General features: G+C 45.2%; 10 protein-coding genes. 5 read left to right on the top strand and 5 right to left on the bottom strand.

Annotated elements, in window-relative coordinates; all coding sequences use genetic code 11:
- Positions 1-43: 43 nt before the first annotated feature.
- Together ABDW16_RS12650 and ABDW16_RS12645 are read right to left on the bottom strand one after the other, a co-directional pair.
- The gene (locus ABDW16_RS12650; RefSeq protein WP_343670169.1) at positions 44-1,033 is read right to left on the bottom strand and encodes a D-alanine--D-alanine ligase; all 990 of its coding nucleotides are present in this window, start codon (positions 1,031-1,033) and stop codon (positions 44-46) included.
- A gap of 177 nt (positions 1,034-1,210) precedes the next feature.
- Positions 1,211-1,558 (bottom strand): 4Fe-4S dicluster domain-containing protein, encoded by a 348-nt coding sequence (locus ABDW16_RS12645; RefSeq protein WP_343670167.1) that lies wholly within the window; start codon positions 1,556-1,558, stop codon positions 1,211-1,213.
- Positions 1,559-1,650: 92 nt separating this feature from the next.
- On the opposite strand from ABDW16_RS12645, the gene ABDW16_RS12640 reads away from it, so the two are divergent.
- Positions 1,651-2,649: an acyl-CoA reductase gene (locus ABDW16_RS12640; RefSeq protein ID WP_343670166.1), complete on the top strand. Its 999-nt coding sequence runs from the start codon at positions 1,651-1,653 to the stop codon at positions 2,647-2,649.
- A gap of 651 nt (positions 2,650-3,300) precedes the next feature.
- Positions 3,301-4,839, top strand: a complete 1,539-nt coding sequence (locus ABDW16_RS12635) for a trypsin-like peptidase domain-containing protein (protein ID WP_343670165.1) — start codon at positions 3,301-3,303, stop codon at positions 4,837-4,839.
- 358 nt (positions 4,840-5,197) lie between these two features.
- Here the strand turns inward: ABDW16_RS12635 and ABDW16_RS12630 are convergent, their stop codons facing one another.
- The 3 genes from ABDW16_RS12630 to proS form a co-directional block, all read right to left on the bottom strand.
- Complete coding sequence (locus tag ABDW16_RS12630; protein ID WP_146967894.1) at positions 5,198-5,959, bottom strand: LytTR family DNA-binding domain-containing protein; 762 nt, start codon at positions 5,957-5,959, stop codon at positions 5,198-5,200.
- Complete coding sequence (locus ABDW16_RS12625; protein WP_343670162.1) at positions 5,956-8,832, bottom strand: histidine kinase; 2,877 nt, start codon at positions 8,830-8,832, stop codon at positions 5,956-5,958. Before ABDW16_RS12625 ends, ABDW16_RS12630 begins: the two co-directional genes overlap by 4 nt.
- Positions 8,833-9,004: 172 nt before the next feature.
- On the bottom strand, positions 9,005-10,480 hold the full coding sequence (gene proS, locus ABDW16_RS12620) for a proline--tRNA ligase (RefSeq protein ID WP_343670161.1): 1,476 nt from the start codon (positions 10,478-10,480) through the stop codon (positions 9,005-9,007).
- Between the two features lie 277 nt (positions 10,481-10,757).
- Between proS and ABDW16_RS12615 the strand changes: the two genes are divergently transcribed.
- The 3 genes from ABDW16_RS12615 (at position 10,758) to ABDW16_RS12605 (ending at position 15,390) form a co-directional block, all read left to right on the top strand.
- The gene (locus tag ABDW16_RS12615) at positions 10,758-11,741 is read left to right on the top strand and encodes a hypothetical protein (protein ID WP_343670160.1); all 984 of its coding nucleotides are present in this window, start codon (positions 10,758-10,760) and stop codon (positions 11,739-11,741) included.
- An 89-nt stretch (positions 11,742-11,830) separates the two neighbouring features.
- Positions 11,831-13,411: a hypothetical protein gene (locus tag ABDW16_RS12610; RefSeq protein ID WP_343670159.1), complete on the top strand. Its 1,581-nt coding sequence runs from the start codon at positions 11,831-11,833 to the stop codon at positions 13,409-13,411.
- 104 nt (positions 13,412-13,515) lie between these two features.
- Positions 13,516-15,390, top strand: a complete 1,875-nt coding sequence (locus ABDW16_RS12605; RefSeq protein WP_343670158.1) for a transglutaminase-like domain-containing protein — start codon at positions 13,516-13,518, stop codon at positions 15,388-15,390.
- Positions 15,391-15,398 lie beyond the last annotated feature (8 nt).

Raw genomic sequence — 15,398 nt, 5'->3', positions numbered from 1 at the left:
ATTATATTTTAACTTAAAGATAGCGTTATCTTATACCGCTTTGTTATTTCCTCAGGCACTCTTCAATTAATGTGCCGTAAAACTCCTGCAGGGTCTTACCGGCAGCTCTTACCTGCTGGGGCACGAGGCTGTTCTCGCTCTGACCAGGCATGGTATTTACTTCCAGGAAGAACAGGCGGTTGTTTGCTTCTTCGTAAATGAAATCTGCACGCACAATACCTCTGCAATTCAACTTGTTGTACAGTTCTTTGGCAGTATTCCTGATCAGCTCACATACATCGTCTGGTGCTGGTGCAGGGGTGATTTCTTTGGTAATACCGGGCGTATATTTCGCCTCATAATCAAAGAATTCTTTGCTGCTCACGATTTCTGTGAGGGGCAAAACAGTGAGTTCGCCATTTACTTTATATAAACCGCAGGTAATTTCCCTGCCTTTGATAAACTCTTCGATCAGGATCTGCACATCTTCTTTGAAAGCCTTGTCGATGGCAGGTTGCAGTTCTTCAGCGGTATTTACTTTAGACATACCGATGCTGCTACCGCCTTCAGCAGGTTTCACAAATACGGGCAGCCTGAGTTGTGCTAATATTTGTTTGGTATCGTATGGCTGATTACTGAAGATATGCACAGATTTGGATACATTCACTACATTCAGGGCGGCCACTACCTTATTGCAATAGCTCTTATTGAAGGTCAGGGCGGAGGTCACCATGCCGCAGCTGGTAAATGGAATTCCCAGCATTTCAAAATATCCCTGCAGGCGGCCATCTTCACCAGGTGTACCGTGAATGCCGATGAAAACTGCATCAAAAGTTATCTTTTCCCCCTTGATAGTCAATGAAAAATCGTTCTTATCGACTGCTATCGCCTGCCCATCGTCCCCCGTATAATTCCAGCCATCTTTTGTAATAACTATTTTATACACATTGTATTTGCTGCTATCCAGGTTTTTCTCAATTGTTACGGCACTTTGTACGGAGATGACATATTCTCCTGAGTATCCGCCGGCAACAAGGGCGATATTCTTTTTCATATGATAATTAATAATAAGCGGATAAAGTTAATAGAAAAATGGGGGATGTAAACTTTTTTACCCTAAAAAGAAGGGGAGAAAAGGCAATTTCTACCCTTTCTCCCCTTTTAGGTTCGGTATGCGTGCCAGCGATTTAAGGCTGACGACCAGTTACCGATAATTCCTTATGCTTCCTGATTAAATATGTAATTTATTCTTCTTAGCCAGCAGTTCTTCTTCAGACTCCTGGTACATTTCGTCTGGTACACAACAGTCTACCGGACATACTGCCGCACATTGTGGCTCCTCGTGAAAGCCTTGACACTCAGTACATTTATTTGGAACAATATAATAGCTGTCAACAGCCAGGGGAGCATTACGCTGGTCGGCATCGATAGAAGATCCATCCATCAGCACATAAGAACCTTTAATTGTAGTGCCATCTGCCATTGCCCACTCAACGCCACCTTCGTAGATTGCGTTATTTGGGCACTCAGGTTCACAAGCTCCACAATTAATACATTCATCTGTTATTTTGATTGCCATGTTATAAACTTTTTGTTTAAGAAGTAAGCCATTAATTTTGCAGACAAAAATAGAATATCTCGCTTTAAAAAGTTAATTATTTATATAGATTCATGAGCAGTACAGAAAAAGTAGCGGCCCTGGTACGTTTAGGTCAATACCTGACAAGCGATGATCCGGCGCTGGAAACAGTTAAGGAAAGGGCTTTTCAGGCGAATGGCTGGTTCACCCCGGAGTTTATTGACCTGGCGCTTCGCCAGATTAGTGACAATTTCCTGGATGCAGCGCGCCTCAACAGCTGGATCAATGCCTATCCGGAATTGAACAATGGCAAACCTGCCCGTACAGTGGGCATTGTTACCGCTGGTAACATCCCCCTCGTTGGCTTTCATGACTGGCTCTGCGGTTTCGTGAGCGGCCACAACGTTCGCCTCAAGCTGTCGTCGAAAGATGTAATACTGATGCAGCATGTGCTTGATAAGATGAATGAATGGCACCCCGAATGGGCAGAGCAGACTACGGTGCAGGATATGCTGAAGAACTGTGATGCCTATATTGCAACGGGTAGCAACAATTCTTCCCGTTATTTTCAGTATTACTTTGCGCAGTATCCGCACATTATTCGCCGGAACCGGACATCGGTAGCTATCCTTACGGGGGAAGAAACCCAGGGAGAGCTGGAAGGGCTGGCGGATGATATTAGTATTTACTTTGGACTGGGTTGCCGCAATGTAACTAAGGTGTATGTACCCCAGGGGTATGATTTCACCGCTTTGCTGGAAGCGCTGCGCAAGTATAGTTATCTTGCCGATCATCATAAGTATAAGAATAATTACGATTATAACCTGGCTTTGATCCTGCTCAACAATAGTCCTTTTATGACGAATGAGAGTGTGTTATTGCAGGAGGCAGCGCCGCTGTTCTCCCCGCTGAGCGTGCTGAACTATGGGTATTATACTGATAAAGATGCGCTGGCGGCTGAGTTGCAGGTGAGTGAGGATTTGCAGTGCCTGGTGGGAAGGGGGTTTACGCCGTTTGGAACGGCACAGCAGCCGTTGTTGACGGATTATGCGGATGGGGTGGATACGATGGAGTTTTTGAGTAAATTATAGATAGAGGGGGCGATCGGATAGGTCGCCCCTTTGTTTTGAGAAAGAGCGGGCGGGACTATCTTTTGAAGAAAGTAGCCTCTTTATTTAAGAAAAGACCGTCGGCGTTACCGTTTCCAAGAAGGTAACCCTTTTTATTTTGAGAAAAGACCGTCGGCGCTACCGTTTCCAAGAAGGTAACCCTTTTTATTTTGAGAAAAGACCGTCGGCGCTACCGTTTCCAAGAAGGTAACCCTTTTATTTTGAGAAAAGACCGTCGGCGCTACCGTTTCCAAGAAGGTAACCCTTTTATTTTGAGAAAAGACCATTGGCGCTACCGTTTCGAAGAAGGTAACCCTTTTATTTTGAGAAAAGACCGTTGACCTTACGGTTTCAAAGAAAGCCGCCCCTTATTTTGAATAAAAAACCCCTACATCTTTCGCGAAGCGAATGCCCCTCAAATAACATTTTGTCCGATTCCATCGTTATTTTGTCAGTACCTCCGTTACTTTGTCACCCATCCTTTAAGATGGCATTAACCTTTCATATAATAAACTGTTAAAGTAACAATAGCACTGGTTGTATGAATCATCTCCCCCCTTAAATTTGTATCAGAGGCACTAAAATTGTTATGTTCCTTATATCAAGTTCAAAAAAAACCTAAACACAAAAAATATGAAATTCCGGCAAATTGCGGCAACTGTTCTAATCAGCGCGGCCACTGCCTTTGCCAGCGTATTTGTTTACAGCAAATTTCAGCCCCGGCAGGCAGGTCCCTATCAAAATGGATCAGACAACATCCCAGTAAACTATACCAGCTACATGCCTGGTACAGAACACAGAAACCTCACTCCACCTACAGACTTTTCAGCGGCAGCTAAACTGGCCGTTCCGGGTGTAGTTCACATTAAGACGAAAATCAATCCCCGCCAGGTCACAAACAACCTGCAAAGGAGAAGAAGCGTACTCGAAGACCTCTTCGGCGATGACTTCTTTGGGGATGAATTCCAGGGTGGCGGCGGCGGACGTAAATATTATGTTCCCGGCCAGATGGCTTCCGGCTCCGGCGTACTCATCTCTGACGATGGTTATATCGTAACCAACAACCACGTTGTTGACGACGCGGACGAAATCACCGTTACACTCAATGACTACAAAACTTACAAAGCAAAAGTGATCGGTACCGATCCTAACACCGACCTCGCAGTAATCAAAATAGATGCGAAGAACCTGCCTTACCTGCTGTATGGCAGCTCTGACGATGTTGAAATCGGGCAGTGGGTACTCGCTATCGGTTATCCATTAAACCTGGAAACTACCGTGACTGCAGGTATCGTGAGTGCGAAAGCGCGTTCTATCGGTATCAACAAGCAGGCGAAGAGAAACGCGATCGAATCTTTTATTCAGACAGATGCTGCTGTGAACCAGGGTAACAGTGGTGGTGCACTGATCAATACCGCAGGTGAACTGATTGGTATTAACTCTGCCATCGCCTCTCCTACCGGTGCATATGCAGGTTACTCTTATGCGATTCCGGTGAACCTGGTGAAGAAAGTAGTGAATGATATCATGAAGTATGGTAATGTACAACGTGCTTACCTCGGTATCAGGTACCAGGATCCGAATGCTATTCCTGAAGAGAAATGGGGAGAATATGGTATAAGAAGAGATGTGAATGGTGTGGTAGTGACAGATGTGGTAGCAAGTGGTGCAGCGGCGGATGCAGGCATACAGAAGGGTGATGTGATTACTGGTATTAATGGTATCAATACTCCTTCTATTCCGCAGATGACGGAGCAGATTGCAAGGTTTAAACCTGGTGATAAGATTAGCATCAACTACCTGCGTGGAGATAAGGCGCGGACAGCAAATGCAGTGCTGAAGAATATAGATGGGAATACCAATATTGTGAAAGCAACGGTGATTGATGCGCTGGGCGCAGACCTGGTGACACTGGAAAAAAGTGATGCGGCGAAGATTGGGATTCGTGGTGGTGTGTATGTAGATAATATCAGTAGTGGGGTGTTGAAGAAACAAACGAATATGAAACCTTCTTTTATTATTATGAAAGCAGGTGATCAGGCGGTGACTTCAGTGGAGCAGCTGAGAGGGATTCTTGAGAAACAGAAGAAGGTGCAGTTGGAAGGGGTGTATCCTGAGTTGAATGGGGTGTACTATTATAATATTGATTTGACGAATAGTACTGATTTTTAGTTATCGTTTTTCATATAGGTTTATAAGTTAAGGAGAGAAGGGCTCTGGTTGAAAGACCGGGGCTTTTCTTTTTTTGAGATTGGCCTGCGGCAGCAAGGAAGAGCTTTATTTGTTCGGCTGGCGCCGATGGGGAGAAGGGATCTTTGTGACATTGGCATCAGCCGAAAGAGGTAGGACTTCCTGACATTGGCATCAACCGAAAGAGGTAAAACTTCCAACATCTGCATCGGCCTGTAGAGATAAGACGTTCCTAAAATCGGCGGCAGCCGAAAAAAAGAGAAAACTTCCTTGCTGCCGCAGGCCAATAAAAAAAATGCCCGGCTCCCGCCAGGCATTCATATCTTTTAAAAAACCAAATTTACAAATTAATCACCCCCTTCAACTGCGCAAAAAACTCATCCTTCTTCCTCGAACTAATCGGTATATTCTTCTGATCGCTCATCACCACAGCCGTTCCCAACCCCTTTATAATCTTCACAATATGATGAATATTAATCAAAAAAGACTTATGCACCCTATAAAACCCTTTATCACTCAACATCTCCTCATACTCCTTCAGTGACTTGGATATCAAATGCGATACATTATTGATCAACTGAATCTTCGTATAACTATCAAACGCTTCACAATAAATAATATCCTTCAGATCTATCACATTGTACCCATCATTCACCGGAATCACTATCTTAGAAAAAGCATTGTCATTATTCTTCACATAATCCTTCAGTATAGACGCCAGCTCATTCAACCTCCCTTTCTTACTCTTCTTCACCTTCTCCAATGCATCCTCCACCTCACTCACCTTAATAGGCTTGAGCAGATAATCCAACGCGGCAAACTTAATTGCCTGCAAAGCATATTCCTGGAATGCAGTGATGAAGATGACTTCGAAGTTCAACACAGGAAACATTTCCAATAACTGGAATCCATTATGTGGCGGCATTTCAATATCCAGAAACAGTACATCGATCTGGGTATTTTTAATCATTTCCGCCGCGTCATGAATGTTCTGCGCCTCCCCGACTACCGTAACATCCTTACAGTAATTTTCAAGAATATTTCGCAAAATGTGGATGTTGCGGACTTCATCGTCTACGATCGCAGCTTTTATATTACTCATAACATCTTAACAATGGGAATCAGAATTTCAACGAGCGTACCCTCTTTATTGCCGAAACCTGACTTAAATTTATCAATAATTTCTAACTTTCCAACATTTCCATTAAAAGATTTTATAATCTGCAACCGCTCCCTGATCACGCTCAGCGCCGTAGATTCGTGCTTTATCAGGCGTCCGCTCTTCAGCTCATTTGCCCTGTCCCAACCTATTCCATCATCGTCTACAGAACAGTAAAGCATATCTCCTTTCAGCATCAGTTTTACCTCCAGGTGCCCACTGCCGTTCTTAGGTGCCAGGCCATGCTTGATCGCGTTCTCCACGATCGGCTGGATAATCATAGGGGGTATATAGATCGTATAATCCTTCAATGCATCTTCTATCGCAAAGTGGTAGGTGAAGACATTTGCAAATCTAATCTTCTCCAACTCAATATAACGGGTGAGGAAGGCAATTTCTTCATCCAGCGAGATATAGGACTTCCTGGAATTATTGAGCATTTGCCGCATCAAGGTAGCGAAATCTGCTAAGAAATTCAGGGCCTGCTTCTCCTCTTTTTCCATGATCAGGTGCTGCACACTGTTCAGCGAGTTGAATATAAAGTGTGGATTCATCTGGTTGGTCAGGGCTTTGGCCTCCAGTTCTGCAATCCGCCTGTTGTATTCCGTCTTTCGTTTTTCCCCGTCCTTGAACCGCAGGAAGATATACCGGAGTATAAACGCAACCAGCAGTAATGCCAGCAGGATCACGATTCCCCTTGCCCACCATTGCTGGTACCACCGCGGTAGTATCGTCATCGTAATGGCCACCGGCTGGCTCCACTCGCTCTTATACTTCCTGGCCCTGATCTGCAATTCATAGGTACCGGGCTGCAGGTCGGGGAAAGGTACGATATTCGACATTGTCGTGATCCAGCCACTGCCCGTATCGCTGGAAAAATTGTATTGGTACTCGACCAGGTCCGGCAAATCGTAGGCGATCGCACCAAATTCCACTTCGAACGAAGCCTTGCGCTGGTACAGCAAGGTAATCTTTTTAGAGGGCAGATAGGTACTGTCGCCATACCTGATATGGCTCAGGTACACCGGAGGCGGCACCGTATCTACCGGCAAATTGTTATCACTGAAATAACTGAGTCCGTTGGAAGTCGCAATGTACAATACCCCATGCTGGTAGTATACTCCCCTGGTATCGTCACTCATCAAACCATCGTTGCTGGTAATATTCCGGATCAGGGTCTGTGTATGTGCATCAATGACTGACACACCTTTGTTAGTAGAAACATACAACCGGCCCACTCCATCGTAATACAGTTGCTGGCAGATGTCGCTCACCAGTTTGTCGGCAGAGCCAATATGCTTTACCACACGATTGTTCTTTAGTACGTACAATCCCTGATCTGCCGTACCTATCCACAGGTAGCCGTCTATATATTTCAGGTCTTTGACAGGTTGGTGCAGTTCTACCTCTGTGCCCGGAATCACTACTTTGGCCGATCCGTCTTTGCCATAAAACAAGCCGGAACCTGTACCTACATAGTAAGATGAATCGCTTACGCTGGCGATAGAAGTAATCTGTACATCCGGTACCGCCACTGAATAGTTCTCTTCTATCACCTGGTCTTTCGACACTGCCCTGATTTTGCCATTTGGCCCTACGTCCACATCCTTCATATTCCTGATAGGCAGTAATACGGATATCTGCTGCTGCAGGGTATTGAAGGTAAACAGTCCATTGTCTGCACCAATCAGTATCTCATTGTCTTTATAAGGTAATATACTGAGAATGCTGTTCCGGCCACTGGTGTTATCCAGGTTAAAACGCCGGATCACGTTGTTACTATCGATTGTATTGAGTACACCGGCATTCTGGCCTACCAGCAGGATGCCGGTTTTGCGGTCTTTGCATATGCTAAAGATAGAGTGGGAATACAGCCCGTTTGTATTATCGAGGTAATTAAAATAAAAGTTTTTGTAAGGGATGTTGTACACACCATCACCAAAGGTGGTAATCCAGATGTTGCCATCACGATCTTTCAGTACAGAAGTGATATAGTGATTATCGAGCAACTTATTAATATGCCGGGCGCCTTTGAAAAAGTCTTTCAGGTAATACAATGCACGGGGAGTGCCGATCCACAGGTCATCGTTGTCCAGGCATACATTACTGATTTCATCGTTGATACCCCAGTCAGGACCGTTGAAGAAACAGGTGGCTTCTTTATAGCTATAGGTATAGACCGTATTTTTGAGAATGACGATCGGGTTCTTCCGGATCCTGCCAATGAATACATCATCGTCTATGGGATAGGGAGAAGAAAGGAATATCTTTATATTGGGGTTATTGATATCTGTCAGGCTGCCGAGGTTAAAGTAATTCTGGAGGCGCCTGTAGATAGTATCGTTGCGCAGCAAGTGAAAAAGGTCGACATGGCCTTGCTTATATTCTGTTTTCCTGCCGCTGTACTGGATGATCCTGTTGTCTGTATTGAGAAACCAAATATAATCTTCATCACCCTCAAACATGTACTGCATATATTGTCCATGAGAGTCGATACGCAGCGAGGAATCATTGGCAGCTGAGTGAATTTGGTTATTAAAGTAAAAAGAGGGCAGTCCATTCAGGGTGGAAAACCATACCCTGCCTTTGGAATCGGCCGACAGTTTCACCACATCATTGTCTGTGAGGCCATCTTTTTTGGCGTAGTTGCGGAAGCGTTTTCCGTCAAATTTGCTCACACCTGTGGGGGTAGCGAACCAGATAAAACCTTCTTTATCCTGTACGGCGGCATACACGGTGGCATTGGCCAGACCATCCTTTACATTATAGTTGCGGATCATGGGCCCCTGTGCCGATGCGGAATTGCATAAGCACACAGTCAACAGTATCCAACATAATATGTAGCGGACTGCAGGCATGAATAAGGTCAGATTTTGAAGATTATCTATCCGAAGGAAAACAGGACCAATCTAAGGATCAGCCCTGCTCCCGGAATATCTCTGAGTAGAGGAGTTAACAGGCAGTAATCCGGCCTTATCAACTCATCAATTAATAAGCTCTCGCGAATAATACACGCTGCGTAGAAGGTTTACCGGTCAGGATGCAGGTACCTGCTTCCTGTGGATTGTTCAAAGGAATACAACGGATGGTAGCCTTTGTACGCTCTTTGATTTTTTCTTCTGTTTCGGTCGTACCATCCCAGTGTGCAGAGATGAACCCCCCTTTTTCGTCCAGCAGTTTTTCAAACTCTTCCATCGTGTTGGCAGGTGTAATGTGCTCGTCACGATAGGCTTTTGCCTTATTGTACATTTGCTGTTGGATATCATCCAGCAATGTGCCGATATAAGCACCCAGGCCATCCAGGGACTGACTGAATTTTTCTTTGGAGTCGCGGCGGGCTACTTCAGCTACATTGTTTTCCAGGTCTCTGGCACCAAGTGCAATACGTACAGGCACACCCTTCATTTCGTATTCCGCAAATTTCCAACCAGGACGGTTGTTGTCTGCATCATCATATTTCACACGGATACCTGCTTTTTTCAGATCGCTCATGATCTCATTCACTTTCGCATCGATCTTTTCTTTTTGCTCAGCACCTTTATATATAGGCACGATCACCACCTGCAGTGGGGCAATGCGTGGAGGCAGTACCAGCCCATCATCATCACTGTGAGCCATCACCAGGGCACCAATCAGGCGGGTAGATACACCCCATGAAGTGGCCCATACATGCTCCAGTTTATTTTCTTTGTTAGTGAAAGTTACGTCAAATACCTTAGCAAAATTCTGGCCAAGGAAGTGAGAAGTACCTGCCTGCAGTGCCTTACCGTCCTGCATCAGCGCTTCGATACAGTAAGTATCCAGTGCGCCGGCAAAACGCTCTGCAGGAGATTTTACCCCTCTTACTACTGGCAGGGCCATATAGTTTTCTGCAAAGTCAGCGTATACTTCCAGCATCTGTTCTGCTTCTGCAATAGCTTCATCGGCAGTAGCATGGGCGGTATGCCCTTCCTGCCACAGGAATTCTGCTGTACGCAGGAATAAACGGGTACGCATCTCCCAGCGCACAACGTTTGCCCACTGGTTGATGAGCAACGGCAGGTCGCGGTAAGACTTGATCCAGTCTTTATAGGTATTCCAGATAATTGTTTCGGAGGTTGGGCGCACAATCAGCTCTTCTTCCAGCTTTGCAGCAGGATCTACTACTACACCGGGGCCGTCAGGATTCTTCATGAGCCTGTGGTGAGTTACCACGGCACATTCTTTTGCAAAGCCTTCCACGTGATCTTCTTCCTTACTCAGGAAGCTTTTGGGGATGAACAACGGGAAGTAGGCATTCTGATGCCCTGTATCTTTGAATTTTTTGTCCAATACATCGCGCATTCCTTCCCAGAGCGCAAATCCATAAGGCTTGATGACCATGCATCCCCTTACGGCAGAATAATCGGCTAAACCGCCCTTCAGCACTAAATCATTATACCATTGTGAATAGTCTTCGGAACGGGCCGTGATCTCTTTACTCATTTAAAACTTGATTATATAATTGTCGATTATTGTACTCATTTATAACCTATTACGTAAGTTGTCCAAAATATTATACATTAATTAGATATTTTGGCGTAATATTTGCACTTGATATATTACCAAAAGGTAAAATGTCACAAACCTACATGAAAATCAGAAACGTGCAAATAGTTTAGTAAAATATTATGAGCGGTTTAGTATTCTTGTAACGTTTACCGACATTTGAACGTTAAAATAGTGTAAATTTATAGTGTAATTCAGGCTAAAAATTCCGACAATGAAATCAGCTCCTTACCTCGCTGTACTGACGCTAATGATATTAAGTAGCTGTTCGTCAGCATATAAAACCACTCAAACACCGGACGATGTGTACTACTCTCCGAGAGTTAAGCCTACCTATGCATCCTCAAATAATAATAACCGGGATGATAACGTTTCATATACCGATACTGAAGATGGGGGAACATATGTTAACTACGACGATGACCAGGGGGATTATGCACGCCGTTTAAGTCTGTTTAATAACAATACTTATACCGGTGGTTTCTATGATTACTATGGCACACCTGGTATTTATTCCAGCATGTATGCCAATCCATATTATTATGGCTATGGCAGTTCCTTCAGCTTAGGTTTTGGATATGGTTACGGTTATCCTTACTGGGGTTCTGCATTCAGCCTTGGTTTTGGCTTCGGCTATCCTTACTATGGCTTTTATGATCCATTCTACTATCCTTATTACGGATATTATGGTTATCCATACTACTACGGCGGATACTATGGTGGCTATTATGGCCATGGCTATGGTTATGCCGGTGGTTACAGACGTGCTACACGCAACACCTCATTTTCCACAGGGGGATCTTCAGGTGGTCGTTTAGTAGGTTCAAACGGTGGACGTGTGAGAAGTACAGACTTCCGTCCGAGCAGGGTGGTGAACGACAATTCAGGTGGCCGTTTGAGCAACAACGGTTCTTCTGCAGGTTCTTACCAGCCAAGACGTACCTATACGCCTTCATCTGGTGAGCGTACTACCACAGTTGACAACAGCGGTGGCCGTAGTACATATCAACCCAGCAGATCCAACTATACACCTGCCAGGTCTTACTCACCTCCACAGCAGCAATCTTATCAACCACAGCGTTCCTATTCACCAGCTCCATCTTATAGCCCAGGCCGTGTGAGCGGCGGCGGTGGTGGTTCCTTCGGTGGCGGAGGCGGCGGTGGTCGCGTAGGTGGCGGTGGAAGAGGCCGTAACTAAACCTTAAAATGATTTGATCATTGATATTCTTAAAAATCTACCCTGGTCAAAATAGGCCGGGGTATTTTTTAACCCTTAATTCTACCATAATGATGAAAAGAATGGTGTTAGCCATTGCTATGACAGGAGCCTGTATCTCACTTCAAGCACAAAATATTGACGACGCTTTACGATTCAGCAGCAGCGCTCCATCAGGAACAGCCCGTGCACAGGCCGTAGGTGGGGCACAGGGCGCATTGGGCGGGGAAGCCTCTTCCATGTACATTAACCCTGCTACAGTAGGTTTCTTCAGAACAAGCGACTTCTCTTTTACCGTTGGTGTTCCTTCTATATCTTCTACCGGTACTTACCAGGGCCTGTCATCCAGCGACTCCAGGACTAACCTGAATATCTCTAACGCTACCATTATCTGGGGCGGCAGAAGAAAGAAACCCGGCAGTAAATGGCAAAACTTCAGCGGCGGTATCGGCGTAAACCGTACGTACAACTATAACCAACGTACTTATTACACCGGCGATATCTCTAACTCCTCCCTTTCTTTAAACTATTACCTGGCGGCAGATGCAGCAGGAATTACCGATCCCAATGCACAGTTGGGCGGAAATCCGGACCAGACCATCCTGGCACACTCCTCTTCCCTGGCCTACCAGACATACCTGATCAACCCTGTTAAGAATGCAGACGGCTCCTTCGCAGGTACCTTCTACTCTGCTGCAGAAGCGACTGATAACAGCGTAAAAGTACGTCAGGAAAGCACCAGTTTTGAAAGAGGGGGTAATACTGAATTTGCTGGTTCCTTCGGTGCAAACTACGACGATAAGTTCTACATTGGTGGTGGTATCGGCGTTCCAAACGTACAATACAGAAGAGACCTGACCTGGAGAGAAACAAATATCAATACCGTAGCTGCAGACCTCAACTACTTCACCACTACTGAAGTACTGAGAACCTACGGTACCGGTATCAATGCAAAACTGGGTGTCATTTACAGACCAGTTCGTTCACTGAGCCTGGGTGCAACCGTACACTCTCCTTCCTGGATCTGGCTCACAGACGAGTACCATACCGATATGACCACTTCTACGAAGACAAATGGTGTAAATTCATTCTCTTCGCGCGATAGCCGGTACGATGGCCTGGATGATGAATCCAAATACACCATCCGTACGCCATGGAAAGGCATTCTGAGTGCTACCTACCTGTTCGCTCCTTCTGCCGATACCCGTAAACCTACAGGTTTCATCTCCTTCGATTATGAGTATGTAGACTATGCTTCCATGCATTTCCGGTTCAAAAACAATGACGGTTATGACCGCGAATCAGAAACCGACAGGAACAATGCGATTAAGGATACTTACCAGGCGGCGTCCAACTTCCGCGTAGGTGGTGAGTTGAAAATACATACCGTGGCTTTCCGCCTGGGTTACAGCTACTATGGCAGCCCTTACAAAGTAAGCAGCCTGGATGGTGCACGCTCCTACTACTCCGGTGGCGTTGGCTATCGCAACAATGGCTTCTATATGGACTTTGCCTTTATTTATGGCGCTTCTACCAGTTATAACCAGCCATATACCATGCTGGCCAATAACATGAATTATGTAACACCAGATCCTGCAAAGATTGAGAAACACTCTTATACAGGACTGGCTACCTTTGGCTGGAAATTCTAAAGTTTTATATAAAATTTGAAAAGCGCTTCTGTTAATAGCAGAAGCGCTTTTTGTTTTCACCCAAAAAACATACTTTTAATCCCATACTTATTTTCCTATATATTATGAATATCCGCTCCTATACCGTGCTATTGTTGTTACTACTGCAATCTGCTTATGCAAAAGCACAGGATGACCCTGACAACATTGAGCTGGCCTCCTCTTCCGAAACCTTCGAGTTTCAATACAATGCCAAACAAAAGCAGGTCACGGTAAAACAACTCATCCATAAAGACTTTGTCTGCAACAGTTTCCGCGCCACTATCCCCTTCTCCGAGCCCTACAATAACCAGGAAGAGATCACCGACCTCACGATCCTGACAGACGGCAAGAAAAACCGGACTATCTCCCCCACCTACGATTACCTGAATATTGACGAATACTTCTACTCTGACCAAAAGATCTGTTATTTCAACCTTCCCTTTTCCAAACAAGGCGCACACAATGAAGTAAATATCGAAAAAGCCATTCACGATCCCCGCTACCTAACCACCGTCTATCTGACCGACTACTACCCTTCCAAACTAAAAACCATCACCATCATCGTACCCCGCTGGATGAACATCGACATCCATACATTTCATTTCGAAAATCAGAAAATAAAAACGGAAAAGTCGTACGACAAAGATCGTGATGCGGATGTGTATACTTATACCGCCACCAACCTGGCTGCCATGAAAAAGAGTACCATGAGCCCAGGTCCCAGCTGGATCTACCCGCACATCCTGGTTCGCAGCAAGAGTGCAGACTACAAAGGTGAAAAAACAGTTTACTTCAATACGACCAACGACCTTTATCAATGGTGTCATAATCTTGCTTCCCAGCTACACCCTGACACCGCTGTATTAGGCGCCAAAGCCAGGGAAATCACTGCCGGCATTCCGGATAAGTTTGATCAGCTCAAAGCTGTCTTCTACTGGGTAGAAGAAAACATCCGCTACATAGCCTTCGAAGATGGTCTTGCCGGGTTTCGCCCCGACGAAGCCCACGAAGTAATGCGTAAGAAATACGGAGATTGCAAAGGTATGGCAAACCTTACGAAAGAGCTGCTGCTGCGCTGTGGCCTGGATGCAAGACTGTGCTGGATAGGCACCAATCATATCATGTACGATCACAGCATTCCCTCCCTGAATGCCGACAATCACATGATCTGCGCTGTACAATACAACAACAAATGGTGGTTCCTCGATGCCACTGAAAAATATATGCAACCCGGCATCTATGCAGAACGCATTGCCGGCAGACAAGTCATGATTGAAAACGGGGACAACTGTCTGCTGGAAAATATTCCTGTTACTACACCGGCACAGAATGCCCGTCTCTTCAGGGAAGCGCTGGCCATAGAAGGCAACAATATGACCGGGAAGATCCAATATAAATACAATGGTGAAAGTAAATCGGACCTGCTATACAACATCAACCTGACTAAAAAAGACAGGGTACAAACAGCGCTGGAAACTTACATCACCAACAAGAATAGTCACTATAAAATATCCAATGTCACCACCACCCGGCTGGATCAGCGGGATGGCGACCTGGAAGTGAGTTTTGACCTGCTCTATCCCGATGCCGTTTCCTCTTTTGGCAAAGAGATGTACATCGATATAGACTACAACAAGGAATACAACAATGCTGTTATCGATACGGTAAAACGTAAGACTGACATCCGCTTCGATTCCAAGAACAATTACATCACAGAGACGGAGCTGCTCATTCCCGCAGGATACAAAATGACCTTCCTGCCGGAGGACCTGCACATATCTACACCCAACTTCATTTTCGACATCACTTACAAAGCCACTGGCAATAAAATCACTTACCGCAAGCAATTACAGATAAATAACACTTATTTGCAAAAAGCCGCTTTCGGGGACTGGAATAAAGCGGTAGTCGCATTATCAAAAAAATACCTGGAACAAATAACCCTTACCCAACAGTAAAATAGCAC

This window comes from Chitinophaga sp. (assembly GCF_039596135.1).
GTDB lineage: Bacteria > Bacteroidota > Bacteroidia > Chitinophagales > Chitinophagaceae > Chitinophaga.
The sequence above is the reverse complement of the archived record's forward strand: the minus strand, read 5'-3'. Positions and strand labels throughout refer to the sequence as shown.